Below are 25,041 nucleotides of genomic sequence, written 5' to 3'. Positions count from 1 at the left end.
TGATGACAACCCGGGCCGAAAACCCTAGTGAACCACCGTCGATGCGGCGGGGTTCTTTCAAAGTTCAGGCGGCGATGATCCGGGTCGTGCCGGACACCCGGATGCCCTCGCCGGGGGTCGCGCCTATCTCGGCACGCAGCAAGGACATCGACCCCATGTCTTCGCCCTGAACGATGTCGATCGCGCCGCCATGTGGCCAACCGATGTCGCGCAGGTAACCCGATAGCGCCGCCGCGGCGGCACCGGTGGCCGGATATTCCAAAATGCCACCGACGGCGAAGGCATTGCGGCTGTGAAACCACCGGTGCGTCTCTGCCCAGACGAGATTGATGGTGGTCAAGCCGTGTTTCAGCATGAGGGAAGCGCCCTGCTCCAGATCGTAGGTCATGCGCGCCAGCGTTGACCTGTCCTTAAGGGCAGGGATCAGGTGATCATTGCCGGCATGCGCCAGCGCCGACGGCAAGACTGGGTCGAGGTCGGACAGCGACAGTCCGAACAGATCGAGTGCGGCCCGAAGCAATTCAGGAGCCGGAACCTTGCTTCGCGTCGGAGGCGAGGTCAACGTCCCGCGGGTCATGTCTCCGGAACGAACCGCCTCGACCCTGATGTGGCCCGTGTTGAGCCGCAACGGGAAAATGCCGTCCCCCTGCCGCTCGGCCAGTACGCTTCCAAGTGCGATGGTGGCATGACCGCAAAAGGCGACCTCGGCTTCTGGAGAAAAGTACCGGACACGCCACCCGTCGCCCTCGGGCGCGGCGAACACGGTTTCGGAATAGCCGATGCTCACGGCGATACTCTGCATCTCTGGCTCCGGCGGGAATGACTTGGCGACGACGACGCCCGCCGGATTGCCTCCTGCCTCGCCATTCGCAAAAGCCGCGAGCCGCGAGCCGCAGAACTTCCATGTCTGACTGGCTTTCCATCTTTATGATCCTATGCGTTAGCAACAGGGTTCCGCAGGCGCTCTGCGTTGGGGCGGCTATCCGCGGCCCGGGCGTTCTGCATGCGGATACACAGAGCATGACGTCAATATTGGCCCAAACTGCCATTCGTCTGGTCCGCCGCAAGCGAGGTGCGGCCAGAGTGTCATCCGCCAGCTGTGCGCCGAAATTGCGCCGGGGCCTGCCCGACCCAGCGCTTGAAAGCTCGGCTGAAGGTGCTTTGCTCGGAAAAGCCTGTCAGAAAGGCGACCTCAGCGATGGATACCGTGTTATCGCGCAGCAGTTGCTGTGCGAGAGCAGACTGTGCCCGCCCGATCACGTCGCGGAAGGTCAGGCCTTCTTCGGCGAGGCGGCGATAGAGTGTGCGTTCGCTCATGCCCATGTCGCGGGCGATGACCGCAGCCTGAGGCAGGCCATTGCTCAGTGTCGGGGTCAGCCGGTGCACCAAGGTATTGCCGAGAGACGCGTCTTCCCTAAGCGAGGCAAACTCGGTCTCAAGGTGCCCGGTCAGAAAGTCCGAGACGGACGCGTCCCCGAGGCGGTTGCACAGACCGAGCATCTCGGGCTGCATCGCGATCGCGTCCCGGGCGGCTTCAAAGTGCACCGGACACCCCAGCAGCTCCTCATAGCGCGCCGGGTCGGAGCGGCAGGAATGGCGGAACGACACGAATTCCAGCGCGAGATCCGGCCCCACAAAGCGGCGCATGTTCCGTGCAAAGCCCGCAAGTGCACCTTCATTGCGGAACTCCAGCGTGGCGTTGTGTACCGTTTGCGGTTCGAATACAAAAAAGGCCGGATTGCCGGTCTCGTCGAGTTGGTAAACTGCCGTGTCGGTCACCAGCCGGTAATATCTTTCTACGCGCTGAAGCGACTGCCTAAGCGTCGGCGCTGTCTTGATTGCGAGCCCGAGGACGCCAAGGTGGTCGGTCTCCACGAGATCCGCGTAGGCGTCCAACAGTGCCACGTCGTCGCCATGGACGTCGCGTATACACCCGAGGATATCGAAATAGTCAGTGTCCTTCAGCCGTTCGTTCTCCGGAGGACGGAAGCGCCGCACGATGGTACCGTTCGCGAGCAAGGCTCCCTCGCTTGTAAGCGTCATTCCGGCCGCTTCGGCCATCACGCGCGCAAATGCATGTGTCACGTTCGGCATGACGCACGATGCTACAGCAACAGAAGGCGCAGAACCAGCCATAAACAAAGCCGTAGGCGATGAGGAGCTACTCTTGGAGCGCATCGGCTTTTTTGTTGGCCGCAGTGTCTTTCAAGCGGTTTTGCAGTTGCTTGATGTGCGCATTCAGCCGTCCAATTTCGTGGTCCCATTCTGCATCGGTCAGATGGATCGGAATATGCAGCGGCCAGTTCCAATCGAACGCATCGACATGAATGACAATTCCGCGCTCGGCTTTCGGACCGTCGTTGATCCACAGCAGACCGATTACATCGGGGTCTTCCGTGATCATGGCGTGCCCGAGCAGTTTCAGGCGTTTCTGACGGACGTAATCGACGGCGATCAGCGATATCCGGTCGTCATGGCGCAGATTGCCGAGGCTGATGTATTGCCGGTTCCCTCGGTAGTCGGAATATCCGATTGTTCGGACATCAATGACCTTCAGGAAGCCCGGGGCACCGCCACGAAACGGAACGTAGGGCCAGCCGGTCTCCGAGGTTGTGGCTTGGAAAAAACCATCGCGGGCGGTCAGAAACTCCGCTTCGCGAGCGGTCAGAACCGCGCCGCCCTGGCGCTCGGGTGACAGGACGCGGACATAGGCGTCCGCCGACCCGAAGCGACGCTGCTCTTCGCGCACGTCGGGCGTATAAGCAATCTGGGCATAAGCATTGGACATGGCGTGCCTCCTAAAGCCCGAGTTCGGTGAGACCGGGATGCCCGTCAGGCCGAACGCCGGTACCCCAATGGAAAAGCCGCTCGGCCTCAGTGATGGGCAGGTCGTTGATCGACGCGATCCGGCGCTGCATCAGGCCATCGATGTCGAATTCCCAGTTCTCGTTTCCGTAGGCGCGGAACCACGCACAGCTGCGGTCGCGGTATTCATAGGCAAAGCGCACGGCAATCCGGTTGGCGGAGAAGGCCCAGAGTTCGTTGATAAGCCGGTAGCCCATCTCGCGCGCCCATTTGCGGGTGAGAAACTCGACGACCCGGGCGCGTCCATGAAAGATGTCCGACCGGTTCCGCCACTGGCTGTCGGGTGTATAAGCCAGCGAGACTCTTTCCGGGTCACGGCCGTTCCAGGCGTCTTCCGCCAGTCGAACCTTGGTCCGGCCAGAGATTTCATCGAAAGGTGGCACTGGCGGGCGTGTCATGTCTTGTACCTTTTTTGGCAGGTTGAAGTGTGCCCCGGGCGCTCAGGGAGCGATAGCTTGCGGCCGGGGCGTTAGGGAGATCGGACTCACATCAGGATCTTGCAGGTTTCCTCGTGTTGAGCTTGTGAAGCGCTGCACACACCGCGGAACGAACTGAAGATTTGAAACGAGGCATGGTGTCGTCTCCCGATTGCTGTGCCTTCACCCTATGGCACTTGCCCACTTCCGTATTGGCTCGGCCTGTCATGCATTTGGCGAAGTCTGCCAAAAGACACCGCAAACGGCCTCGCTTAAGCGTATAATACCTATCATTCATATTCAGAGAATTCGCGTTGATGACCCGGGGTCTGGATCGACGAGCGATGGCCGGACCCAATTGCAGAAGCGCGAAACTCGTGCGGATTGACACAGCACACCGGAGATTTGCTCGGGTACAAAACGGCGTGCAGACTTGGCAGAAGCTGTGCTACTTTTCCACCGAGGTGGAACCATGGCAACCGAAACCATTATCAACGCAGCTGTTCCCATAGCGGTTTTCATAATGATGTTTGCGCTCGGAACAGGGTTAACGTTCAAGGATTTCCGCCGCGCCTTGGAAAGACCCAAGGCACTATTACTCGGCCTCTCGACCCAGATCGTGGCAGTCCCCATCATGGGGGTGCTGTTTGTCTCTATGCAGACCCTCGATGCCGAGATCGCGCTCGGCATCGTAATCCTTGCACTTTGCCCAGGCGGAGCAATGAGCAATGTGCTGACGCGGATCGCCGGGGGCGATGTTGCCTTGTCAGTCTCTCTGACCGCCGTGACAAATCTTCTATCGGTTGCGACGCTGCCAATCCTGGCGCTGATGGCAGTAAGCTACTTTCTGGGAAATTACGTCGATCAGATTGATATTCAGGAGGTCACGAAGCGCGTCATACTTGTTGTAACGATTCCGGTCATACTGGGCACGCTTTTGCGGCATTTCGCGCCGGGTGTGATCTTGCGACAGGAAAAGAGAATTTTCCGCCTTTCGCTGGCCGTCTTCATCCTGATTATCGGGTGGGCTATGGTCGAAAGCAGCAAAACCCTCTACGCAGGTCTTTTCCTAATCGGATGGCAACTTGCCGTTCTGATCGTTCTCCTGACAGGCTTGGGGTTTTTCGTAGGAACCTTGTTTGGGACTTCATCGTCTCAGCGAACGACCCTGGCCCTCGAAACCGGCGTCCAGAACAGCGGGTTGGGCCTTGCAGCCGCAGCGATGCTCTCGGTTGATCCGGCGAGCTTTCCCGTTTCTGCGGTGCCTTCAGTGGTCTATTCGGCGCTCATCTATACTTTTTTGTTTCCCGTCGTTCTCTGGCTTTCGTATCGCAAGCAAAGATCCTACATCTCTAAAACAACAGGGTAATAATCGACCAAACACATACAAATCTGCGTTCATTGTCACTCTTTTTGGGATACGGCGATTGGTACTTCGCTGCTCTGAGCGTTACGGACAAAAGAGGGCTGACGGTGTCACTGCGGTCGCGCGGGAGACATTGGAAGGCTGCAACGTGCGCTTGCGCAGCCGCCGCGCGACTTCACCGATTTTGCCAGAAATGCCGCGGATGCAGGGGCCTGGGCGGTCGCAGCATGATCCACGTCCGGTTGCCGCGTGGTACGCTTGCTGTCCACCTTGGTTTTCTCAAGAGAGTGCCGCCGATATTACGGGCGCCAAAGCGCCCAGGATCAGCGCAACTGATCTCGCGTGCATCTAAGTAAGCGATGGTGGTTCAAGTTGTGATGTCAGACAACTTTGCAGATTTCACGCAGTTCGAAAGTGAAAAGGGCGATTACCACTTACGCATTAGAAAGTTCGCTTTTGGTCCCTCTGCAAGGCTCTTTTGCAGGTGCCGCGAACTTCTGCTTCCCGCCCTTCGTGTCGAGGCACAGCGTCATGCTGCGCCCTGCGCGAACGGCTGGTCAGGGCCGACAATTTCGAGAATGGTGACCCGGATCGGGCCGGTGCTGCATTGTATCCGAGGTTGCCAGGGGCGCAATCAGACCATGCTTGCGTGTGGTTCGCACAGAATTGATAGCAGTTCGGACAACTTCTCACTCTCGTTTGCATTGAGCTTAATGCCGACGAGCCTCATTAAGGCGGCCGAGTAAACCTCCCACATATCGCGCCGGAGCTGGCGGCCGATTTTTGTCAGTACAACAACGTGCCCGCGACCATCGCCCGCACAGGGCCTCCTCTCCACGGCACCGGCTTTCTCAAGGCGGCTCAGTAGCCGCGATGTATAGTATTGTGGCAGAAGCAAACGATCTTTGAGATCAAACGGACGAATGCCAGCTTCCCCCTCTCGGCCGATTTCCAAAAGTACATCGTACCATGAAAGTTCAGGCAGGCCTGCAATTCTCAGATCGTTTTCAACGGCTTCGAGCAGGCGACGGCTCACAGATACCAGGGCCGTCCAAGCTGCGATTGTGTGTTCCGGTACATCCATGAAGGGGGATATACCACATAGATGCACATGCATCAAGATTGACGGATCGCATTGTGTGAGCTATATGAATGCAATCGCATCTATATGGAGCACTATTCATGAGACCGCAAAATCAGGCAGATTATGCAGCGTTCGCCCAGCGAGGGGCCCTGGAAACCACGTTCCTTGCGCACGGCCTTAATTTGAAACCATTCGCTTTCACTCTGCCATGCACATCGGAGTTCTTCGTGCCCCCTGGCCTGCCAGGAAGGATAGCCAATGCCGTTTTCGGGGTCAAAGCAGGCACCGGATGGATGTTTGGGTATCCCGACGGTGGTTGTGAGTACCCTGCCTACCTGACGGTTCTTGCACTTCTCCAAGCACTTATCAGAGACGGGGCCCCGTCACTCTCGCCCTATACTTCACGTCCCACGCTTCTGTTCAAAGAGGGGATTCCAGCATGACCCTGCATGTCATAAGCCACGCTCTCTGCCCCTATGCGCAAAGAGCAGCCATCGCGCTTGCGGAAAAACGTGTCCCGTTCAGGCGAACTGACATCGACCTTTCGAAAAAGCCCGGATGGTTTCTTGAAATTTCACCGCTTGGGAAGACTCCAGTGCTTGTCGTCGGGGACGGACGAGCGATATTCGAGTCTGCCGTCATCTTGGAATACATCGAGGAAACGCTCCCTTGCCCAATGCATCCCGCAGACCCGTTTGAACGCGCGATGCATCGAGGTTGGATGGAATACGGTTCGGCAATCCTTAACGATATCGCAGGGCTGTACTCGGCAAAGGATGTCGACGCATATGACGGAAAGCTCAGCGCGCTAAGGGCGAAATTTGAACGTCTTGAGACATTGATCGGGGAAGGTCCGTGGTTTTCCGGCGACGCCTTCAGTCACGTGGATACGGTCTTTGGCCCGATCTTTCGTTACTTCGATACCTTCGAAAAAATAGGTGACATTAAGACGTTGAAGGGCCTGAGCAAGGTCCAGGAGTGGCGGTCGCATCTATCCGAGCGTCAATCGGTTCGCTCTGCTGTTTCGGTCGATTATCCCGCGCGCCTTGAGGAATTCATCAAGAAGCGTGGCGGCGTCATGGCTCGCGCGATACCAGCTTGCTGAACACCGATGGGCAGGTGACGGCTGTAGCCTGATAGGAAGCTGGTTTACTGCTCAGGTTCAAACTTCGCCGTTGATACCTCACCCGTAAAGCCAATGTGCTTCCCAACAGCAGAAAAATGAGAATACGCGGTGAAAGAACTAGGCGAATACGTTGCCGCATCCGAAAGGGAATGAACCGATATTAACCGGAAAACTAGGGAATTTCGGGGCTATTCTGGCCCCACTAAGCGGCGCGCGGGCTAACGCCCGTTTGCGGAATTCACGGCTCTGCGCAGCTGTCCCCCAGCGACTCCAGTGCCACGCCGCAGCTACACTGAACCGGTCATTCGACATCGGGTGCAGCAATTTCAGGCGTCGAACGTCGCGTCTGCGGGACAGAGCGGACATCTTCAGCGGCAGTCGCTGTCAGGTACCAGTGATGTCTCTTCTAAGCTTCAACCAGATCATAGTGTTTGATTGTTCTGCTCTCGACTAATTCGGCTTCCGCTGGATCGATATGTGGGCTCGCGAAATCCTCCCCAACGAAAGCTTTCAGCGCATCAAGACTTTCCCAGACCATCACAAAGCTGAATTCCCGAGGGCTTTCCTTTCGCGGGGCTCCCGGAAGAACATTCACAATCCCTTTGGTGCCTTTCATTAGCGGAATAGCCGTTTCATAGAAAAATGTGCCAAACTCCTTCTCTTTACCTGGTCTGGCAACAACTTGGAATATTCGCATGATCATTTGCATCTCCCTCCGGCCATTGTCCGTGACAGTTTAGCACAGACAATTTCTTATGTCCGCTCAGGGCCCAGAACGGTCATTCGCCACAGATTGAACGAAGGGCCGCTTGTCTAATTGGGCGTTTGGGGCAATCTCGTTTCCATCGTTTCTTGGGATCATTGTCGCTCATCCGGGTCACGCTTATCTTCGCAGTCTGGGTGATGCCGCGTGGGGCACCGCTGCACGCATGTGGCGGATTGGCAGTGGAGCACCGTCATCAGGCGCATGCAGACCTCATCCTGACTGGCCCCGCGCTTGACCCGCCGATCAAGCTCTAAAAGTGTTGATACAGAACCAACCGGGCGTCGAGCAGCGGCAGCATGGCATGGGCCAGAACCTCATCCACTTCCATCATCGGTCGGACAACACCGTCAAAGCTGCCATGCTTCACCGTCTTGGGCAGCCGCATGCCAAATATCTTCAGCAGACCGCGCACCTTATTGGCGAGATCAATGGTTTTGCTCAACAATGCCTTCCGTGTGCGCAGAAGATCCCAAACTGTGAACCAGCATGCAAGATTGCCCCCTGTATTGGGGTAATCGGCGTCCAAAAGTGCCCCCTGATAATTCGTTTCAAAAGCTTCCTCAAAGGATTGAGGGAGCGAATTGGGGATGTTGGTTGTGGAAACGATTTAGAAGATCAGGCGGGCGTAATTTATCCAGGTGAAGTCGATCCAGCAGGTCTGCCGTGAGCTGCGGGTATCGCGGAACACGGTGCGCAAGATGGTGCGGTCGGGTGCGACGGAGTTCAGCTATGACCGTTCGACGCAGCCGCGGCCAAAGATTGATCCGTGGCGTTCCGACCTGGACGAGATGCTTGCCGAAAACGAGCGGCAGCCAAAACGTCTGCGCCTGTTGTCCGGATTTACGAGGAACTACGTAGCCGCGGCTATGACGGCAGTTACGATGCGGTTCGCCGATATGCGACCAGTTGGTCGAAAGCGACGCGGGAGGCATCGGCTGCTGCCTATGTTCCGCTGAGCTTCAATCCCGGCGAGGCCTACCAGTTCGACTGGAGCCACGAGGTTGCTCTGATCGTTGGCGTGACCACGACCGTCAAGGTCGCGCATGGGGTGACGACAGAGTTGTCCGGTCATTCCCACTGCGCGGCAGCCTTTGCTAAACGTTCGGGCTTTGTCGCCGACACGAAGAGAAGGCAACAATCGCACCTACCATGTGGCCTGCGCCTCCATGGCCACCGGGCCGCCAGCGGCGGCGGTCCAGAGTTTGAGGCCGTCACCGTCGGGGCTTGCGTTCAGGCTGAAATTGGTGTTGTCGAAGATCGGCAAAAGCGAGCGGAACGTGAACCTGGCGGGCGTCCGGCCCTTCAGATCGGCGGCGAGTTGACACAGCATCGTCGCCTGCATCGGCCCATGCACCACCAAACCGGGATAGCCTTCGGTTTCGATGCAAAACGGCTTGTCATAGTGAATACGATGACCGTTGAAGGTAAGCGCCGAGTAGCGAAACAGCAGCGTCGGATGGGGCACGATCACCCGCGTGCTTTCCCCCGCTCTAGCCGGTGCAGGCCCCGCCTTGGCCGGTTCATCGGCTGCGGCGGTCGGAATATCGCGGTAAACGATATCCTGGCGTTCGCTCAGGACCGGGCGGCCATCGGCGGTGACCTCATGCCGGACTGTCACGAAACACAGCGCGCCAGAGCGCCCCTGCTTCATTTGCACGTCTGTAATTGTCGACCGGCGGATGACCTCTTGCCCGATATGTATCGGGTCGTGGAAGGTGAATGCCCCCCCGGCCCACATCCGACGCGGCAGTGGCACCGGTGGTAGAAACCCACCAAGTTCCGGGTGGCCGTCGCGGCCCAGTTCCGCCATCGGCGCGATGGGCTGGGCAAGACAGAGATGGATCAGGAGTGGCGCCGCGTCGCCTGGTGCCGTGCCGGAGGTGCGGTCGAAGGTGGCATTGAACTGGCGGACCAACCTGGGCGACAAGACTTCGCTGTCGGTTTGCACACGCCCGATCCAGTCTTGCAGGTACGTGATATCGATGTCCATTTTCTCTCCTACAGGGGGTGCAGTCCGGGGATGGCGCCATAGCTCCGGTCTTCGCCGAGGAAGCGTGCGCCGGGGGCGGGTAAGCTGACCGGGCCGTTCGGGCTTTCGACTGTGATGCGGCGCAGCTGCGGGTGTGCCGACAGCCCGGCCATGTCGTTCACAGTGGCCAGTGCGATACCTGTCTCTGACAGGCGGGCGATTGCGGTCTCTCCGTCCAGACGGTTGAAAGCCGCGGCAACAAGGGCGTCCGTTTCGACCCGATTGTTGACCCGCGCGACGTTCGTCGCAAATCGCGGATCGCTTGCAAGCGCCTCGTTACCGATGAAATCCCGGCAGAGCATCGCCCATTCCCGGTCGCTCTGGATTGAAATGAGTATTGGCGCGCCCGACTTTGGTTGGAACACGCCATAAGGGGCGATCGAAGGATGGGCGAGGCCGATGCGCTTGGGGCTCTTGCCGCCCTCGTGGTTCAGGAGCGGCACCGTCAGCCAATCGGCCATCACGTCGAACATCGAAACCGAAATCACGGCCCCTTGCCCTGTTACACCGCGGCGGATCAGTGCCTCGAGGATCGCAGAATAGGCGGTCGCCCCGGTCGCTATGTCAACAATGGAGATGCCGACGCGGGCAGGTTCGGACGGCCCGCCGGTTATAGAGCACAATCCGCTTTCGGCCTGAATCAACAGGTCATAGGCTTTTCGGTCGGCCATCGGGCCGTCCTCTCCGAAACCGCAGACAGAGCAATAGATCAGCCCCGGATAGTCGCCCTGCAACTGATCGGTCCCGAAACCCAGCTTCGTCATGGCGCCGGGCTTGAGATTTTGAATCAGCACATCGGCCTCTGCCAACAGCTCCCTCAAGGTGGCCTTGCCAGTGTCGGAGGCCAGGTCAAGTGTCACGCTTTCCTTGCCACGGTTGAGCCAGACAAAATAGCTCGACTGGCCTTTTGCAACGTCGTCGTAGCCTCGGGCAAAATCGCCCTCGGGGCGTTCGACCTTGATCACCCGCGCCCCGGCATCGGCAAGCCGTGACGACGCGAACGGCGCGGCAACCGCCTGTTCGATGGCGATGACGGTCAGGCCTTCGAGCGGCAGCATCAGAACGACCTCGGCATATTCAGGATATGCTCGGCGACGTAGGACAGGATCAGGTTCGTGGAGATGGGCGCCACCTGGTAAAGCCGTGTCTCGCGGAACTTGCGCTCGACGTCGTATTCGTTGGCGAAACCAAAGCCGCCGTGGAACTGGATACAGGCATTCGCGGCCTCCCAGGATGCCTTTGCCGCCAGGTACTTGGACATGTTGGCCTCGGCCCCGCAGGGCAAGCCAGCATCGTAGAGCGCGCAGGCTTTCCAGCGCATCAGGTTCGCCGCCTCGACTTCGATAAAGGCTTCGGCGATCGGGAACTGGACGCCCTGGTTCTGACCGATGGGGCGACCGAAGACCTGCCGCTCACTGACATAGGCGGTGACCTTGTCGGTGAACCAATAACCGTCGCCAATGCATTCGGCGGCGATCAGCGTGCGCTCGGCATTAAGCCCGGTCAGGATGTACTTGAAGCCTTTGCCTTCCTCGCCAATCAGGTTTTCTTCAGGGATTTCCAGATTGTCGAAGAACAGCTCGTTGGTCTCGTGGTTGACCATGTTGGCGATGGGTTTGACCTCCATGCCGTTCTTCATCGCGTCCTTGATGTCGACGAGGAAAATCGACAACCCCTCGGATTTCTTCCTGACCTCGGAAATCGGCGTGGTCCGGGCCAGAAGGATCATGAAATCCGAGTGCTGCACTCGGGAAATCCAGACCTTTTGCCCGTTCACCACATAGCGGTCGCCTTTCTTGACCGCGGTGGTCTTGATCTTGGTGGTATCGGTGCCCGTTGTCGGCTCGGTCACGCCCATCGACTGGATGCGCAATTCGCCTGCTGCAATCTTCGGCAGGAACTTTTGCCGCTGTTCCTCGGACCCGTGCCGGACAAGGGTATTCATGTTGTACATCTGGCCGTGACAGGCGCCGGAATTGCCGCCCGCGCGGTTGATCTCTTCCATGATCACCGAAGCCTCGGCCAGACCCAGCCCCGAACCGCCGTATTCCTCAGGGATCAATGCCGCCATCCACCCCTCGCGAGTCAGGGCATCGACGAAGGCCTCGGGGTACGCTTTTTCCTCATCCACCTTCCGGTGATATTCGGCCGGAAACTGCGCGCAGAGCGCCCGAACGCCATCGCGGATGTCTTCATAGTCGTCGGAAAGGAAGTTCATGCGCGGGGTCTCCTGCGGGCAATTTGCTTTGGCTGAAGTTTAACGCCCGGCGTGACATTGAACAAATATATGTTTTAGATGCCATGCATACATTTTCAATATGACAAGGGTTGGCTCATGGACCTCCGTCAGATGCGCTATTTCCTCGCGATCGCCGAGGCTGGCTCGATCACTCGTGCCGCAGAGCATTTGGGTGTCGCGCAGCCGGCATTGTCCCTGCACGTTAAGACCATGGAAGAGGCGCTTGAAACCCAACTCCTGATCCGCAGCAAATCCGGCGTTACCCCGACTGAGGCCGGGCGTCTTCTGATGCAGCGGGCGCGTACCATCCTCGACGATCTGGCCCGGACAGAGGACGATATTCGCACTCTGGATGCCGATCCGATGGGCGAGGTGCGCATCGGCCTGCCGGGCACGATCAGCAACATCATTGCCTTGCCACTGATTGCCGCCGCCCGCGACCGTTACCCAAGGATTCGCCTGAACATCACCGAAGCAATGAGCGGATTCATAGCCGACTGGCTGGAGGACGGGCAGGTCGATCTGGCGGTGCTGTATGAACCCTCCCGCCCTCCGGGCATCGCGTCTCATCAGCTTTTGGAAGAAGAGCTTGTGGTCCTGTGGTCTGCTCAGACCGAAGCCCCGGAAATTATATCGCTCGCGGATATGCTTGATGTGCCGCTGATATTGCCTAGCGGCCCGCACGGACTGCGCGCGCTGGTGGAGCAGGCCTTTGTCACGTTAGGGAACAGGCCAAAAGTCGTCATGGAGATTGACAGCTATGCCAACATCAAGCGGCTTGTGGCCGCGGGCTATGGTGGGTCGATCCTTCCACTTCATTCGGTTCTGCCCGAAACTCTCGATGGTACGCTGGTTATCAGCCGAATAGCCGCACCCGGTTTGAAACGTGGCGCCTGGCTTGCGCATCCCGCAGGGCGCCCCGCCACCCGCGCGAAAGAAGCCGTACTGGAATTGACGGTCGAGGTCGTCAAGGCCTTGCTTGAAAGCGGAACGTGGGCCGGGGCGCAGCGCAGCACGAGGCCGGTCAAGAGGCCCCGGTCGTAGGTGCGGATTTCCCATTGGCAAACGCTGAGTGACGCTGAGCGCTGCGCACGTCAAATGTCTGCGACGATCTCTCCCTTCATCTCCCCGGTCATCCGGGTTTGATCCTCTTTGTGGACCGATTTGCGAACTTCGTCGATCTTCAATTCGGCGGCGTCTCTTGTGGCTTTATCGGGCCATTCGGTGATTGCCGCGCTTGTCCGATCACTTGTGCGGATCACTGTAACGCGGCTTGCCCCCAAATTTTTCAATGCGGGAAGACGTTTTTCCTCAATCGCGCGCAGGGCCAAGCCATAGTCGGCCCCGTCTGCAATTTCCCATGTGGTGATTGTGATATAGCGCATAACTCCCTCCATCCTTAATCAGCGCAGTATACCATAAAAGCGTCTCGACCTGACCGTCGAATGGGGGGCCTGCGACAAGGGTCGTCCCGGAGGCCTGATAGCCCGCGCAGGTTACCTTGCCTCGCGCCGCTCAATACCAGCCATCCAGCATCGACGCCTTCTTGATGGCGATATAGTCACGCAGCGCTTCGTCAGTAGCCTCGTCCATCGGCGGCGCCTCATAGGTGTTGAGGATCTCCTTCCATCGCCGGTTGGCGCGCTGCGCGGAGTCGATGCCGCCCTGATCCATCCATGTCTCGAACGGCTGATCGTCATTCAGCGCGCTGTCCCAATAGGCGGTCTGATAATGGCGCAGGGTGTGATCGGTGCCAAACAGATGTTCGCCCGGCCCGTTCTGCGCGAGGGCGTCAAAGCCAAGCGTATCGTCACTCACCTCGACCCCTTTCATATAGGCATGCAAGGCCCCGGCCATGTCGCAATCCATCACGAATTTCTCGTAGGACATCGACAACAGCCCGTCGAGAAAACCGGCCGAATGCAGGATGAAATTGGCCCCGCCCTGGATGGCCGACATCATCGACATCATGGATTGCTGCATCGCCTGTCCGTCGGGCTGTTTGGACGTGCTGAAATTACCGGCACAGCGCAGCGGCAGGTTCAGACGCCGCGCAAGCTGCCCCATGACAAGCGAGCCAAGCGCCGGTTCGGGCGTACCGAATGTGGGGCTGCCGGTGCGCAGGGACATCGACGACAGGAAGCCGGCCAGAACGGCAGGGGCGCCGGGACGCACGAGTTGGGTCAAGGCACAGGAGGACATGGATTCAGCCAGGCATTGCGCCACCGATCCCGCCATGGTCAGCGGCGACACCGCCCCGCCCAAAAGGAACGGCAGGTGAATCGAGGCCTGCCCGGCCTCGGCATAGGTTCGGATGCCTTGAGTCGTGACCCCATCAAGCACCAGGGGCGACGTCGTGTTGAAGTTGCCCATGATCACACAGTTTTCATCAACGAAATCCGCACCGAACAGGATGCGGCACATGTCGATGCTGTCGGCGGCGCGTTCCGGCGCGGTGATAGACCCCAGAAAGGCGCGATCGGAATAGCGCATATGGGCATAAACCATGTCCAGATGGCGCTTGTTCACCGGCACATCGGTCGGCTCGCAGATCGTGCCGCCGGAATGGTGCAGCCAGGGCGAAGATTGCGCCAGTTTCACCAGGTTCTCGAAATCGGCAATCGTGCCGTAGCGGCGGCCGTTGTCCAGATCCATCACGAAGGGCGAGCCGTAGGAAGGCGCAAACACCGTGGCATCTCCGCCGATTTCGACGGTGTTGGCCGGGTTGCGGGCATGTTGGGTGAAGCGGCCGGGTGCGGTCCTGAGTATCTCGCGCAGCATCCCCGGTTCGAACCGCACATTCCAGGCTTCGGCGGATATCTCTGTGACATCCGCCCCCGCCTCGCGATAGAGCCGCACCGCTTCCGGGTCTTCGCGCATTTCAATGCCGATCTCGGCCAATATGCGGTCTGCCGTGGCCTCGATCCGCGTCAGCGCCTCGTCGCCAAGCAAATCATAGGTTGGAATGCCGCGTGTGATGAAAGGAACACGCAGATGCAGGTTTTGGCCAGGCTCGGCACTGCGCGTCATCTGCGAGCGTCCCCGGCGCGTACGGCGGGCCGCAGGTGCGTCTTTGAGAGTGTCCATCAACGTGTTCCTTTCATGAAGCGAGCCGAGGCTTGTCAGCTGGCCTTTTGTTGCAGGTGGGGATAGCTTGCCTGGAAGCGCCCGAACTTGTGCGCGCCGCAAGTGACCGGCTCATAGCGAGCCGGATTATCGGCGTTCACACAGCTTTCGAGCGGCGCAAAAACGGCGTCATAGTCGGCATCTATGAAAAACGGGATCGAATACCGCTCGCGGCCCGATGTGTTGACCACACGATGCAGGTTGGCGAGGTAGAGATCGTTCGTCAGCTTTTGGATCAGATCGCCGATATTGATGACAAAGGTTCCGGGGATCGGGGTTCCTTCGATCCATTTGCCCTCGCGGTTCATCACTTGCAGGCCGCCGACGTTGTCCTGGGCGAGAATGGTCAGGTTGCCATAGTCGGTATGCGCCCCGATCCCCATCGTGCTTTCGTCGATCCTGCCGGTTTGCGGCGGGTAATGCAGAAGGCGCTGAATGCTGATCGGGGCTTTCATCGACGCTTCAAAGTAATCTGGTGCAAGGTCCAGCGAGAGGGCGACGCCACGCAAAAGCTGAAACGAGAGCGCCTTCATGGCGTCGTGATAGCCATAGACGGCATCGCGAAATGCGGGCAATTGGCCAGGCCATTGGTTGGCGCCGAAGAATGGCGTTGCCGAGGGGGGGCCTTCCGGGCCAATGTCGAAACACTCTTTGAGATCCCTGGTTTTCGTCGGGTCGGTGTTTTCGCCGAAAACCTCGATATAGCCGCGCAATGCGGTGCCGGAGTTGCCCACATGCAGTTTCAGCTTCTCTGCCAGCGGCAAAGCGAAAAACGCGCGCGTCTGATCAAAGGCCGCGTCGACCGTTTCCTGCGCCACGTTGTGGTTCCTGACATACATGAAGCCCGCGTTGGCAAAGGCCCAACGGATGTCTTTCGCGACCTTTTGGGGATCGCTGCCATCAAGAAGCGGGGCAATATCGACGATCGGAATTCGATCAAAAGACTGGCGTTCGGCACGCAATGCATCGTCCAGCTTCGCGATGTCTGAGGTGGTCATGGGGTCTGTCCTGTTGGCTGTTCGCAATGGCGGACATCCTTTTCGGATTTGCAGATTTCGGCAATTGCACTAAATTTCATCTTAGATTACTTTATCTAAGCCAAATGCTTCCCAAGACTTCCTGAAAGTCATGCAAGCAAGCCTATAACATCCTTCGAGAGTGAGACCAGTTTGGCTAAACGCCCCTATGACCTGCCCCCGATGAGCGCGCTTGTCGCCTTTGAAGCCGCCGCGCGGCATGTTGGATTCAAGGCCGCCTCGCATGAGCTTAACGTGACGCCTGCGGCCATCAGCCACCAGATCAAAGCACTGGAAAGCGAGCTGCGGTGTTCGCTGTTTCACCGTCATCACCGCGGCGTCGAACTGACTGAAACGGGCGCCTACCTGCTTGTTGCCCTACAGCGCGGGTTTGAAGCCATGGGCGAGGCGGTTGACCAGCTCAGGGCGCGATCGCGCACGGCCTCGGTGACAATCCAGGCGACGACAGCGGTCAGCTCGCTTTGGCTCACGCCCAAGCTGGCGCAGTTCTGGAAATCGCATGCGGATGTTTCCGTAGCCCAAATCGTCAACGACACGGTTGTCGCCCCGCAAGAATGTGACCTGAGCATCCACTATGGCGACATGTCCCAGGATAGCGGCACTTGCAGCGTTTTGTTTCACGATCATGTTCAGGCCCTGGGCAGCCCGGCTTTTGCCGAGACTTACCGGATCGAGACGGCCGAAGATCTTGCGCAGCTGCCGCTTATACAGTTCGAGTCGAATGTCACCGGCTGGCTCGATTGGCGCGATTGGTTCGGCGCGCTAGGGTACTCGGGAAAGCTCAGGATCGGTCATAGGGTCAACAACTATGTGATCGCGCTTCAGGCGGCACAAGACGATATGGGGGCGGTTCTGGGCTGGGCCGGTCTGACACGGCTGTATCTGGAAACGGGCCGCCTTGTGCCGCTTTTGCCAGACCGGATGGAGACGGTCGAAGATTTCTACGTCAAACTGCACCCTCACGCATCAGAGCGGGCGCGGCTGGTTTACGACTGGCTGGTTTCGTCGTCCTGAAAGGCACCGCAGCCGTTTCTTTCGCCAACCGGCCATCTGTTCAGATCAGATCGAGCGGTTCAGTCGAATTGGGCAGATCATCGGTTGGCAAAGCGGTTCCGACACCGCAAAATGGTTTGGGACAACTGGCGAGGCACCGTTCGCATAGCAAGCCGTCGAAGAACAGAAATATGAAAGACCGGGAGCACAAAGCGACCATGCAACAAGCCAGATCCTCCAGCAAACGCACTGCCGTTCGCGATGTACACAGCACCGCCATCGCAGCGGATCTGGAAACCGAGATCGTGACCGGCGTGATCGGTGCGGGATCGCGGCTTGACGAGCAATCCCTGACTCAAAGGTTTGGCGTATCACGCACCCCGGTGCGCGAGGCGCTGCATATTCTGGTCGCCCGGTCGCTTGCCGAGCGTTTGCCCTATCGCGGTGTGGTCGTGGCCGATATCACTCGGGAAAGGATCGAACAAATGTTCGAAGCCATGGGCGAGGTCGAAGCGCTTTGCGGTCGTTTTGCCGCCGAACGGATGACGATCGGGGAACGCGGTCGGCTGGATGAATTGCACAAGCACATGTCCGATATCGCAACGAACGGCACCTCGGCTGACTACGAAGCCGCCAATACAGACTTTCATGCGATGATCTACGCCGGAACACGCAATGAAGACATCGAAGGGCTGGCCGACACGCTGCGGCTAAAGCTGGCGCCGTTCCGGAAAACACAACTCCAATCGCCCGACCGGATGGCCCGGTCGAACGAAGAGCATACGGCCATTGTCTCTGCCATTCTCGAAAAGAACACCAAGGCTGCTGAACGCGCTCTGCGTCGTCACCTCGTCAGGGCCGCGCGGGAGGTCTTGTCGCGCATGAAGTGATCCGGTCGCGGTATTGCCGATTAGCCGAAGGCAGACGTCAGCATTCTGATCGCGGTGATGAACAGAAAGAATGCGAAGGCCCGCTTGATCCATTTTGTATCAACCGAATGGGCAATCCGCGCGCCAACCGGGGCGAAGCCCACGGTAAATGGCAGGATAACCAGAGCGGCGGCGATATTGACATAGCCCAAAGACAGCGGCGGGCGCCCCTCGACCCCCAAGCCCGACAGGACAAAACCGATCACGGCGGGGACCGCGATCACCACGCCAAAGGCCGATGCTGTCCCGACGGCGCGCCGGATCTCGACTGAAAAGGCCGATAGAATCGGCACAGACAGGGTGCCGCCGCCAATCCCCATCAGCGATGAAAACAGCCCGGTCACTCCGGAAATGGCGATATGGGCAATTCGGCTTTCAGGTAAGTCGTCGCTCAGGACCAGCGGTTTCGGCCGTGCCATGTTCGCCGCGACCAACAGGGCGATAATACCGAAAATCGCCTTCAGCTCATCAGCGCCTATATAGCGTGAAACCAACCCGCCAGACAGCGCACCCAGCATCATCGCCGGTGCCCAGAGCCGCAATAGCTTGAGATCTATCGCGCCACGTTTGTTATGTGCCCACGCCGAGGACATAGAGGTGAACATGATGGTGGAAAGCGAAGTCGCTACCGCCATGTGCATGAATATCCCTGACGGAAAATCGCTTAGCGACAGCATCCAGAACAGCATCGGCACCAGAACGATGCCACCACCGACGCCCAGAAGCCCGGCCATGATGCCCGCGAAGATCGCCGACAGGATTACGGTGCCGAGCAGGAACCCCAGTTCCATGATTGTGAAATCGGTCATGTTTGATATTTTCTCAGTCCGTGATCGCCGCGCCATCCGAGCGCGGATCAGTTGCAGCCTCAATCAGGCCCGAAGGATGGCGCACCACCGCACCAGCATGACCGGCGAGATCGGAATAGGCGTCGATCAGTTCGACATCGTGCCCGGCCTGCCTTAGTCGCGTGACCAAATCCGCATCAAAGCGATTTTCCAGTTTCAAGGTCGTCGTGTCCTGCCCCCAGGTCTTGCCCAGTAGCCAGCGCGGCGCGGTGACTGCCGCCTGAAGGTCCATGCCGAACTGGACATAGCGGGAAAATACCGCCGATTGTGTCTGCGGCTGGCCTTCGCCCCCCATGGTGCCATAAGCCATTACCCGCCCGTCTTTCAGATCGGCCATGGCGGGATTCAGCGTATGGAAGGGGCGCTTGCCCGGAGCCAGTTGATTGGGCCCCGGCAACAGCGAGAACCCGGCCCCACGGTTTTGAAAGAACACCCCGGTTTCCGGGCAGGTCAGGCCCGATCCGAATTCCCAGAACACCGACTGAATGAAGCTGACGACGGTGCCATCGCTGTCGCAGGCCCCCATCCAGATCGTGTCGCCCTGTTTCGGCTCATAGGGCCAGGGCAGCGCCTTTTCGCGATCGATCCGGGCCGACATCGCATCCAGTTCGCCGGATTTCAGCCAGTCCTGCGCCGGAACCTTCATGTGGGTGCGGTCGCCCAATTCGGCATTGCGCCGGATGAAGGCCTGTTTCGTCGCTTCGATCAGGCCATGGACATGATCGAAACCTTCCCCCGCGGTCACGCCCAGCCGATCGAACAGGCCGATTATCATCAGCGATGCCACGCCCTGCGTCGGGGCCACCATATTGTAAAGCCGCCCGTGGGAGGTTTCGACGTCCAGCGGCGTCACGCGTTCGGCGGCATAGGCGGCAAAGTCTTGCGCGCGCAGCGGGCTGCCGTTGGCCTTGAGGTAGGCGCCGTGGGTATCGGCCAAGGCCCCCTCATAGAAGGCCCCGAGCCCGTTTTCGACAAGGTGCCGCAGGGTACGGCCAAGCGCCTCTTGCCGCATAAGCGCACCGGGCGCGGGTATGTTGCCGTCCAGAAGGAAGGTTTCGGCGAACCCCGGCACATCACGCAGCCCGTCCAGTTTCTCTTCGGTCGTGCGCGACTGGTTTCCGGTCACGGCAATGCCGTTTTCCGCATAGGCAATGGCCGGAGCCAGCAACCGGTCCAGCGGCAGCCTGGTGTCGTAAAGGTCGAGTGCCGCCTGCCAACCGCCGATGGTGCCCGGCACGGTCAGCGCGGCCAGTCCGCCACGCGCGGGGATCGCGTCGGCATGGCCCTGTTCGGCATACCATTCAGGGGTGGCAAGAGCTGCCGCCTGGCCGCCTGCAAAGATGCCCGCCGGGGCTTCGCCCTTGCGCTTGATCAACCAGAAGCCGTCGCCGCCGATCCCGTTCATATGGGGATAGACCACTGCGATTGCCGCCGCGGCGGCAACCATCGCCTCGACCGCCGTGCCGCCATCGCGCAGGACATCCCTGCCCACCTGAGCGGCGTGACGATGCGGCGCCGTTACCGCGCCTTCAAATCCCAATGCTGCATGTAGCATGTCTTACCATCCGATTGCTTGAGGCAGCCATGTGGCCAGCCCGGGGAAGAAATATACCAGGCTCAGCCCGATCAGCTGAATCCCGATGAAGGGCAGCACGCCCTTGTAAATGTCCGAGGTCTTCACCGTCGGCGGGGCAACGCCCTTCAGAAAAAACAGCGCCCACCCAAAGGGCGGCGTCAGGAACGAGGTCTGGAGGTTCATCGCCACGAGAATGGCAATCCACGCCATGTCGGCGCCCGATTGCAGGAAAATCGGCAGGAACAGCGGCAGTGCGATATAGGAAATCTCGATCCATTCCAGAAAGAACCCGAGTACGAAAAGCAGCAGCATGAGGAAGAAGATCTGCCCTTCCATCCCGCCGGGCACCCCGGAAAACGCCGACTGCACCAGATGTTCACCACCCAGCCCGCGGAAGGCCAGCCCGAAGGGCTGTGCGAAGATCAGGATAAGGAAGACCATGGCCGAGGTCACGAAAGCCCCGCGCACAGCCATTTTCAGGATGCTGAAGTTCAGCCGCCGCGCCAGCAGAGCCAGCAGGATCGAACCGAACGCGCCCATCGAGGCCGCCTCGGTCGGAGCAGCGACGCCACCGATGATTGATCCCAGCACCAGCACGATCAGCGCAATCGGCGGCAGCACCACCTTGATCAACTTCGCCGCCAATTCGCCGCGCGGCATCGCTTCGCGTTCGACCAGCGGGATGGCCGGCAGGGTATTGGGTGACACAAACCCCAGGATCAGCACATAAGCCACGAACAACCCCGACAGCAGCAGGCCGGGAAACAGCGCGGCCGCGAACAGCGTGCCGACGCTTTCCCCCATAATGTCCGCCAGCAGGATCAGCACCAGACTGGGCGGTATGATCTGCCCCAGCGTACCCGATGCGCAGATCACCCCCGAGGCCACGCCGACGTTATAGCCCCGGTTCAGAACCGGCCCGAGGGCGATCAGCCCCATCGTCACCACGGTGGCCCCCACAACACCCGATGCAGCCCCCATCAGCACACCCACCAGGATAATGGCCAGGGCCATGCCTCCGCGAAGCCCGCCCATGGCAAAGCCTATGACGTCCAGCAGATCCTCGGCTATTCGTGATTTTTCCAGCATGATGCCCATGAATATGAACAACGGCAATGCCAGCAGTGTGTAATTGGTTACCACCCCGAAAATGCGCGCGGGCATCAGCGTGAAAAGCATCGAGCCGAAGCCCATGTAACCAAACGCAAAGCCGGTCACGCCAAGGCACACAGCCACCGGCACGCCGGCCAACAGCATCATGAAAAACGCTCCGATCATGCAGAGCGCGAGAATTTCGGTATAGGGCACTTTATTATTCCTGTTTGCGCGGGAAAGGCTGTAGCAGTTTCTGCGCGGCCTCACCCGTCATCGCGACTGCCTGAACGGACAGCAGCATGAAGGCCACCGGCATCGTCCCCTTGAGCAGATATCGATATCCCAGCCCACCGGGATCGGGGGACCCTTCGTTGATGGCATAGCTCGATTGAACATAGGCGATGCAAAGATACGCAATGATCAGAGCGACCGCACACAGCAATATGTTCGACACCAGATCAACCTGGGCCTGAGCACGCCGATTCATCGACCCATAGAAAATATCGACCCGCACTTCTCCGCCATGGTTCAGACCATAGGCCATGCCGAACAGGGCGGTGACGGCCATGATGTGCCACTCGGCTTCCTGCAGGCCGACGGTGCCGTAGGAAAACAGATATCGGGACAACACATTGAAGGCGACGACCAGCACCAGCGCCAGGGCACTCCACGCGGCGATCTGGCCGGTGTGGCGGACGAGGCCCGAGGCCCCGTCCGCAACGGTTTTGATCACGCCGGACATCAGATGCTGTAAAGCGGCTTTTCGGAAACCGCCGCCCAGCTGGAATGTTCGGCCTTGAATGCCATGAAGGCATCGTGAACCTTCTGCGTGGCCGGATCACCGGCGGCGAACTCTGCCAGCACCTTATCGGTGACAGCTTTCAGTTCGGCGACCACGGCGTCAGGCAGGGTACTGGCAATGACGCCTTCGTTTTCCACCAGGTCCTTCAGCGCCGCGGCGTTGTTCGCCTCACACCAGGTGTGGCTTTCCAGATTACAGGCCATAGCCGCCGATTTCACGATCGCCTGCAAGTCGGCTGGAAGGCTTGCCCATGCCGCCTTGTTCATCAGCAGTTCAGTGACATTGGACGGTTCGTGCCACCCGGTGGTATAGTAATACTTTGCTGCGTTCTGTAGGCCGAGACGACGGTCCTGATAGGGGCCGACGAATTCGGCCGCATCGATCACGCCGCGTTCGAGTGCCGGGAAGATTTCGCCGCCCGGCAACAGTTTCACATCGACGCCAAGCGCTGCGTAGACCTTACCGGCAAGCCCCGGAATACGCATCTTGAGGTCCTTGAAATCGGCCACGCTTTCGATCGGGTTTCGGAACCAGCCGGTCATCTGGACGCCGGTATTCCCCATCGGAAGGGCCTTGAGCCCCAGCGGATCGTAAAGCTCGTCCCACAATTCCATACCGCCGCCATGGTACAGCCAGGCGTTCATGCCCTGAAAGTTCATGCCGAAGGGAACGGTGGTGAAATACTGCGCAGCAGGGATTTTTCCGGCCCAGAAATAGGCGTTGGCCGCGTTCATTTCCACCGCACCGCCGCGAACCGCATCGAAACCTTCAAGCGCGGGGATCAGCTCACCGGCGGCGAAGTGTTGAATGTTCAGGCGGCCGTCCGACATTTCGGCGACTTTCTTGCAGAAATCGGTCGGGCTGCCGGGGCCTTCGACATAGAAGGGCGAGCCGGGCCCATAGGCGTTTGTCATTTTCCAGTTAAAGCTTGTTTGGGCACTGGCGATGCTGGGTGCTGCGAGGGGCGCGGCGACAAGCGTTGTCGAGGCAGCAAGGAACTTGCGTCTGTCCATTGTCATTTCCTTCATGATCGGTTGCGGATACGGCGACCATGAAGAGATCTTGCACCGACACCATACTCACCCCGGATTGAAAATGCTGCGCGCGCATCTTTGTATACAAAATGGACGTACGACAGGTGTATTGTCTACAAACTAAGCGGTGGGTGAATCCAAGGTAATGTACTGCAGTCCACTCCAAAGCGACGATTCTCGGGTTTACATCTTCAAGACGGATGACAGTAGCTTTGCGGCCAAAGTATTAGACGTTGCCGGTTGGCATCCGACATATTCCGCCCCCTCGAACACGCCGACAATCCGGTCAAATGGAAAGATTTGTTTCCGCAAGGGCAAGGCTTCGTCGCTTGAACTGACACAAAATTCAGCCTGCCCGGTATTGTTTCGCGCACCCCGACAATTGGCGGAAAGTGTTGAATTTGGGCGAAAATAAGGCATCATAATGTCAGGAATTCGTCATGTCCTCTCCGTTGAACGCACAGCCATGGGGGAAGGTAAATTGTATTTTATTTTGAGAAAGACATCCGGTGTCCGGGCGCCGCTCGTCACCACAAAATCAACCCGCGCGCCTCGTCCTGACCTGCGCGACATTAATATTTCGGGGTGTGAATATGAGCACTGAAATGGCCCGCCAAGGACGCCTTCGCGCCCTTCAGTTTGTGAATTCAGACAGGATACTCGTTCACGCAGCGCGAAAGTGCGATGATATAGTAATGCCTCCAAAACTCAGTATTGATGCGCATTTGCTGACCGAGTTGCATTATGGGGTGCACGTCAAACAGATAATGAATGAAACGGGATGGTCTTCGTCCAGGGTGATGGAGCAACTCTATAAAGCGGCAAAGAGGGCCGGCCTGGGGATCGAACGGCGGAAAGGTGTGCTGCATCTGGTTCATCCGAGCGACATCGCGGACAAAGTCAGAGAGCGCTTTGCCGACGATTGCGGAGAACTGCGCATGCTTGACAACGTGATGCCGCTATTACAGCCGCGGAGGTCTCTGGGGGCAAGTGCCTGAGGTAGAGGCGTGTATTGGACACGCCGCTTCTCGCGGGACATCTCCTGTCCTCTCCGCTTTCGACGGAAGATCGGGGCTAGGGTCTGATTTGGTTGGTTGTGTTTTGCGCCGGGCGCCCTTGGCACCCGGCGTTTTCAGTTGGTGCTGTTTTGGGCAAGGGCGGGGGCGGGCCTGCGCTTTGGCCGGTCAGGGGTCTGCGCGAGCCGGGGTCTGCGCGAGCCGGAGGGGGCACGGGTCAGTGCGGTCTCCACGTGGTGCCAGGTCTGTTGTTTGTCTGCATAAAAAAAGCCGCCCTTTGGGGGGCGGCGTTTTTTGGGTCATCGTTTAGAGAGATACGTTATTGCCGGAGGTTTTTACCAGGTTTGGCAGTGACCTACTCTCCCACGTCTTAAGACGCAGTACCATTGGCGCGACAGCGCTTAACGGCCGGGTTCGGGATGGGACCGGGTGTTTCGCTTGTGCTATGACCACCAAACCGGGAAAAAACCTCTGACGTCCAAGTCAAGTCATCTAATGATGTGTATGCTTTTGCTCTGGTCCGTAACAGTCTGGCTATTACTGGATCAAATCAAGCCTATCGAGCAATTAGTACCAGTCAACTGAACGCATTACTGCGCTTACATCTCTGGCCTATCGACGTGGTGGTCTACCACGGCTCTCAGGGATACCTTGTTTTGAGGGGGGCTTCCCGCTTAGATGCCTTCAGCGGTTA

At 58.8% G+C, this 25,041-nt stretch carries 23 protein-coding genes, 2 rRNA genes and 2 pseudogenes; 7 read left to right on the top strand and 20 right to left on the bottom strand.

Features of this window, described 5'->3' with window-relative positions:
• Positions 1 to 64: 64 nt before the first annotated feature.
• The 4 genes and pseudogenes from QZ522_RS02835 to QZ522_RS02820 all read right to left on the bottom strand — a co-directional run.
• Positions 65 to 871: pseudogene (locus QZ522_RS02835) on the bottom strand (PhzF family phenazine biosynthesis protein); the annotation flags it as partial.
• A 215-nt stretch (positions 872 to 1,086) separates the two neighbouring features.
• Positions 1,087 to 2,094 carry an AraC family transcriptional regulator gene (locus tag QZ522_RS02830; protein WP_294607233.1) on the bottom strand — a complete coding sequence of 336 codons (1,008 nt, stop codon included), beginning with the start codon at positions 2,092 to 2,094 and terminating at the stop codon, positions 1,087 to 1,089.
• A 67-nt stretch (positions 2,095 to 2,161) separates the two neighbouring features.
• Entirely contained in the window at positions 2,162 to 2,788 is a 627-nt protein-coding gene (locus tag QZ522_RS02825; protein ID WP_294607230.1) for a pyridoxamine 5'-phosphate oxidase family protein, read from the bottom strand.
• Positions 2,789 to 2,798: 10 nt separating this feature from the next.
• A complete protein-coding gene (locus tag QZ522_RS02820) occupies positions 2,799 to 3,263 on the bottom strand; it encodes a nuclear transport factor 2 family protein (RefSeq protein ID WP_294607228.1) in 465 nt (154 codons plus the stop codon).
• Positions 3,264 to 3,753: 490 nt separating this feature from the next.
• Between QZ522_RS02820 and QZ522_RS02815 the strand changes: the two genes are divergently transcribed.
• The gene (locus tag QZ522_RS02815; RefSeq protein WP_294607225.1) at positions 3,754 to 4,650 is read left to right on the top strand and encodes a bile acid:sodium symporter family protein; all 897 of its coding nucleotides are present in this window, start codon (positions 3,754 to 3,756) and stop codon (positions 4,648 to 4,650) included.
• A 631-nt stretch (positions 4,651 to 5,281) separates the two neighbouring features.
• Here the strand turns inward: QZ522_RS02815 and QZ522_RS02810 are convergent.
• On the bottom strand, positions 5,282 to 5,683 hold the full coding sequence (locus QZ522_RS02810) for a helix-turn-helix domain-containing protein (protein WP_294607222.1): 402 nt from the start codon (positions 5,681 to 5,683) through the stop codon (positions 5,282 to 5,284).
• Positions 5,684 to 6,170: 487 nt separating this feature from the next.
• Between QZ522_RS02810 and QZ522_RS02805 the strand changes: the two genes are divergently transcribed.
• Positions 6,171 to 6,836: a glutathione S-transferase family protein gene (locus QZ522_RS02805; protein ID WP_294607219.1), complete on the top strand. Its 666-nt coding sequence runs from the start codon at positions 6,171 to 6,173 to the stop codon at positions 6,834 to 6,836.
• Between the two features lie 427 nt (positions 6,837 to 7,263).
• Here QZ522_RS02805 and QZ522_RS02800 read toward each other — a convergent pair whose 3' ends face one another.
• Both QZ522_RS02800 and QZ522_RS02795 read right to left on the bottom strand, forming a co-directional pair.
• Positions 7,264 to 7,560, bottom strand: coding sequence for a hypothetical protein (locus QZ522_RS02800; protein ID WP_294607215.1), 297 nt, complete (start codon positions 7,558 to 7,560; stop codon positions 7,264 to 7,266).
• 313 nt (positions 7,561 to 7,873) lie between these two features.
• The gene (locus tag QZ522_RS02795) at positions 7,874 to 8,065 is read right to left on the bottom strand and encodes a hypothetical protein (protein WP_294607213.1); all 192 of its coding nucleotides are present in this window, start codon (positions 8,063 to 8,065) and stop codon (positions 7,874 to 7,876) included.
• 172 nt (positions 8,066 to 8,237) lie between these two features.
• On the opposite strand from QZ522_RS02795, the pseudogene QZ522_RS02790 reads away from it, so the two are divergent.
• Positions 8,238 to 8,668, top strand: a pseudogene (locus tag QZ522_RS02790) (IS21 family transposase); the annotation flags it as partial.
• A gap of 99 nt (positions 8,669 to 8,767) precedes the next feature.
• Here QZ522_RS02790 and QZ522_RS02785 read toward each other — a convergent pair.
• Genes QZ522_RS02785 through QZ522_RS02775 form a run of 3 tightly spaced genes read right to left on the bottom strand, consistent with a single transcriptional unit; the run spans position 8,768 to position 11,870 of the window.
• Entirely contained in the window at positions 8,768 to 9,613 is an 846-nt protein-coding gene (locus QZ522_RS02785) for a MaoC family dehydratase N-terminal domain-containing protein (protein WP_294607210.1), read from the bottom strand.
• A gap of 8 nt (positions 9,614 to 9,621) precedes the next feature.
• The gene (locus tag QZ522_RS02780) at positions 9,622 to 10,710 is read right to left on the bottom strand and encodes a CaiB/BaiF CoA-transferase family protein (protein ID WP_294607208.1); all 1,089 of its coding nucleotides are present in this window, start codon (positions 10,708 to 10,710) and stop codon (positions 9,622 to 9,624) included.
• Positions 10,710 to 11,870 carry an acyl-CoA dehydrogenase family protein gene (locus tag QZ522_RS02775; protein WP_294607205.1) on the bottom strand — a complete coding sequence of 387 codons (1,161 nt, stop codon included), beginning with the start codon at positions 11,868 to 11,870 and terminating at the stop codon, positions 10,710 to 10,712. The genes QZ522_RS02780 and QZ522_RS02775 overlap by 1 nt, the downstream gene beginning before the upstream one ends.
• 117 nt (positions 11,871 to 11,987) lie before the next feature.
• Between QZ522_RS02775 and QZ522_RS02770 the strand changes: the two genes are divergently transcribed.
• The gene (locus QZ522_RS02770; RefSeq protein ID WP_294607202.1) at positions 11,988 to 12,935 is read left to right on the top strand and encodes a LysR family transcriptional regulator; all 948 of its coding nucleotides are present in this window, start codon (positions 11,988 to 11,990) and stop codon (positions 12,933 to 12,935) included.
• Between the two features lie 50 nt (positions 12,936 to 12,985).
• On the opposite strand, the gene QZ522_RS02765 is transcribed toward QZ522_RS02770, so the two are convergent.
• The 3 genes from QZ522_RS02765 to QZ522_RS02755 form a co-directional block, all read right to left on the bottom strand.
• Complete coding sequence (locus tag QZ522_RS02765; protein ID WP_294607200.1) at positions 12,986 to 13,276, bottom strand: hypothetical protein; 291 nt, start codon at positions 13,274 to 13,276, stop codon at positions 12,986 to 12,988.
• Between the two features lie 130 nt (positions 13,277 to 13,406).
• Positions 13,407 to 14,978, bottom strand: a complete 1,572-nt coding sequence (locus tag QZ522_RS02760; RefSeq protein WP_294607198.1) for a trimethylamine methyltransferase family protein — start codon at positions 14,976 to 14,978, stop codon at positions 13,407 to 13,409.
• Between the two features lie 35 nt (positions 14,979 to 15,013).
• A complete protein-coding gene (locus tag QZ522_RS02755; RefSeq protein WP_294607196.1) occupies positions 15,014 to 16,015 on the bottom strand; it encodes a 2-oxoglutarate and iron-dependent oxygenase domain-containing protein in 1,002 nt (333 codons plus the stop codon).
• Between the two features lie 171 nt (positions 16,016 to 16,186).
• Here QZ522_RS02755 and QZ522_RS02750 point away from each other — a divergent pair, with 171 nt between their 5' ends.
• Together QZ522_RS02750 and QZ522_RS02745 are read left to right on the top strand one after the other, a co-directional pair.
• Positions 16,187 to 17,068, top strand: coding sequence for a LysR substrate-binding domain-containing protein (locus QZ522_RS02750; protein WP_294607193.1), 882 nt, complete (start codon positions 16,187 to 16,189; stop codon positions 17,066 to 17,068).
• A gap of 197 nt (positions 17,069 to 17,265) precedes the next feature.
• The gene (locus tag QZ522_RS02745; protein ID WP_294607190.1) at positions 17,266 to 17,937 is read left to right on the top strand and encodes a GntR family transcriptional regulator; all 672 of its coding nucleotides are present in this window, start codon (positions 17,266 to 17,268) and stop codon (positions 17,935 to 17,937) included.
• 20 nt (positions 17,938 to 17,957) lie between these two features.
• Here the strand turns inward: QZ522_RS02745 and QZ522_RS02740 are convergent, their stop codons facing one another.
• Genes QZ522_RS02740 through dctP form a run of 5 tightly spaced genes read right to left on the bottom strand, consistent with a single transcriptional unit; the run spans position 17,958 to position 23,310 of the window.
• Positions 17,958 to 18,785, bottom strand: coding sequence for a sulfite exporter TauE/SafE family protein (locus QZ522_RS02740; protein ID WP_294607187.1), 828 nt, complete (start codon positions 18,783 to 18,785; stop codon positions 17,958 to 17,960).
• 13 nt (positions 18,786 to 18,798) lie between these two features.
• Positions 18,799 to 20,379: a gamma-glutamyltransferase gene (locus QZ522_RS02735; RefSeq protein ID WP_294607185.1), complete on the bottom strand. Its 1,581-nt coding sequence runs from the start codon at positions 20,377 to 20,379 to the stop codon at positions 18,799 to 18,801.
• Between the two features lie 3 nt (positions 20,380 to 20,382).
• Complete coding sequence (locus tag QZ522_RS02730; RefSeq protein ID WP_294607183.1) at positions 20,383 to 21,708, bottom strand: TRAP transporter large permease subunit; 1,326 nt, start codon at positions 21,706 to 21,708, stop codon at positions 20,383 to 20,385.
• A gap of 4 nt (positions 21,709 to 21,712) precedes the next feature.
• A complete protein-coding gene (locus tag QZ522_RS02725) occupies positions 21,713 to 22,237 on the bottom strand; it encodes a TRAP transporter small permease subunit (protein WP_294607182.1) in 525 nt (174 codons plus the stop codon).
• On the bottom strand, positions 22,237 to 23,310 hold the full coding sequence (dctP, locus tag QZ522_RS02720; protein ID WP_294607180.1) for a TRAP transporter substrate-binding protein DctP: 1,074 nt from the start codon (positions 23,308 to 23,310) through the stop codon (positions 22,237 to 22,239). Before dctP ends, QZ522_RS02725 begins: the two co-directional genes overlap by 1 nt.
• A gap of 614 nt (positions 23,311 to 23,924) precedes the next feature.
• Between dctP and QZ522_RS02715 the strand changes: the two genes are divergently transcribed.
• The gene (locus tag QZ522_RS02715) at positions 23,925 to 24,329 is read left to right on the top strand and encodes a hypothetical protein (protein WP_294607178.1); all 405 of its coding nucleotides are present in this window, start codon (positions 23,925 to 23,927) and stop codon (positions 24,327 to 24,329) included.
• A 360-nt stretch (positions 24,330 to 24,689) separates the two neighbouring features.
• Here QZ522_RS02715 and rrf read toward each other — a convergent pair.
• Together rrf and QZ522_RS02705 are read right to left on the bottom strand one after the other, a co-directional pair.
• A 5S ribosomal RNA gene (gene rrf / locus QZ522_RS02710) occupies positions 24,690 to 24,804 on the bottom strand.
• A gap of 89 nt (positions 24,805 to 24,893) precedes the next feature.
• A 23S ribosomal RNA gene (locus QZ522_RS02705) occupies positions 24,894 to 25,041 on the bottom strand; the annotation flags it as partial.

Source organism: uncultured Roseovarius sp., from assembly GCF_913054395.1.
Taxonomy (GTDB): domain Bacteria; phylum Pseudomonadota; class Alphaproteobacteria; order Rhodobacterales; family Rhodobacteraceae; genus Roseovarius.
The sequence above is the reverse complement of the archived record's forward strand: the minus strand, read 5'-3'. Positions and strand labels throughout refer to the sequence as shown.

Excerpts from the sequence above, each read along its gene's own strand:
- QZ522_RS02775 (WP_294607205.1), bottom strand. The coding sequence starts at position 11,870 with ATGAACTTCCTTTCCGACGACTATGAAGACATCCGCGATGGCGTTCGG.
- QZ522_RS02805 (WP_294607219.1), top strand. The coding sequence starts at position 6,171 with ATGACCCTGCATGTCATAAGCCACGCTCTCTGCCCCTATGCGCAAAGA.
- QZ522_RS02735 (WP_294607185.1), bottom strand. The coding sequence starts at position 20,379 with ATGCTACATGCAGCATTGGGATTTGAAGGCGCGGTAACGGCGCCGCAT.
- dctP (WP_294607180.1), bottom strand. The coding sequence starts at position 23,310 with ATGGACAGACGCAAGTTCCTTGCTGCCTCGACAACGCTTGTCGCCGCG.
- QZ522_RS02815 (WP_294607225.1), top strand. The coding sequence starts at position 3,754 with ATGGCAACCGAAACCATTATCAACGCAGCTGTTCCCATAGCGGTTTTC.
- QZ522_RS02770 (WP_294607202.1), top strand. The coding sequence starts at position 11,988 with ATGGACCTCCGTCAGATGCGCTATTTCCTCGCGATCGCCGAGGCTGGC.
- QZ522_RS02725 (WP_294607182.1), bottom strand. The coding sequence starts at position 22,237 with ATGTCCGGCGTGATCAAAACCGTTGCGGACGGGGCCTCGGGCCTCGTC.
- QZ522_RS02780 (WP_294607208.1), bottom strand. The coding sequence starts at position 10,710 with ATGCTGCCGCTCGAAGGCCTGACCGTCATCGCCATCGAACAGGCGGTT.
- QZ522_RS02760 (WP_294607198.1), bottom strand. The coding sequence starts at position 14,978 with ATGGACACTCTCAAAGACGCACCTGCGGCCCGCCGTACGCGCCGGGGA.
- QZ522_RS02785 (WP_294607210.1), bottom strand. The coding sequence starts at position 9,613 with ATGGACATCGATATCACGTACCTGCAAGACTGGATCGGGCGTGTGCAA.
- QZ522_RS02740 (WP_294607187.1), bottom strand. The coding sequence starts at position 18,785 with ATGACCGATTTCACAATCATGGAACTGGGGTTCCTGCTCGGCACCGTA.
- QZ522_RS02765 (WP_294607200.1), bottom strand. The coding sequence starts at position 13,276 with ATGCGCTATATCACAATCACCACATGGGAAATTGCAGACGGGGCCGAC.
- QZ522_RS02715 (WP_294607178.1), top strand. The coding sequence starts at position 23,925 with ATGAGCACTGAAATGGCCCGCCAAGGACGCCTTCGCGCCCTTCAGTTT.
- QZ522_RS02820 (WP_294607228.1), bottom strand. The coding sequence starts at position 3,263 with ATGACACGCCCGCCAGTGCCACCTTTCGATGAAATCTCTGGCCGGACC.
- QZ522_RS02745 (WP_294607190.1), top strand. The coding sequence starts at position 17,266 with ATGCAACAAGCCAGATCCTCCAGCAAACGCACTGCCGTTCGCGATGTA.
- QZ522_RS02825 (WP_294607230.1), bottom strand. The coding sequence starts at position 2,788 with ATGTCCAATGCTTATGCCCAGATTGCTTATACGCCCGACGTGCGCGAA.
- QZ522_RS02830 (WP_294607233.1), bottom strand. The coding sequence starts at position 2,094 with ATGCCGAACGTGACACATGCATTTGCGCGCGTGATGGCCGAAGCGGCC.
- QZ522_RS02755 (WP_294607196.1), bottom strand. The coding sequence starts at position 16,015 with ATGACCACCTCAGACATCGCGAAGCTGGACGATGCATTGCGTGCCGAA.
- QZ522_RS02800 (WP_294607215.1), bottom strand. The coding sequence starts at position 7,560 with ATGATCATGCGAATATTCCAAGTTGTTGCCAGACCAGGTAAAGAGAAG.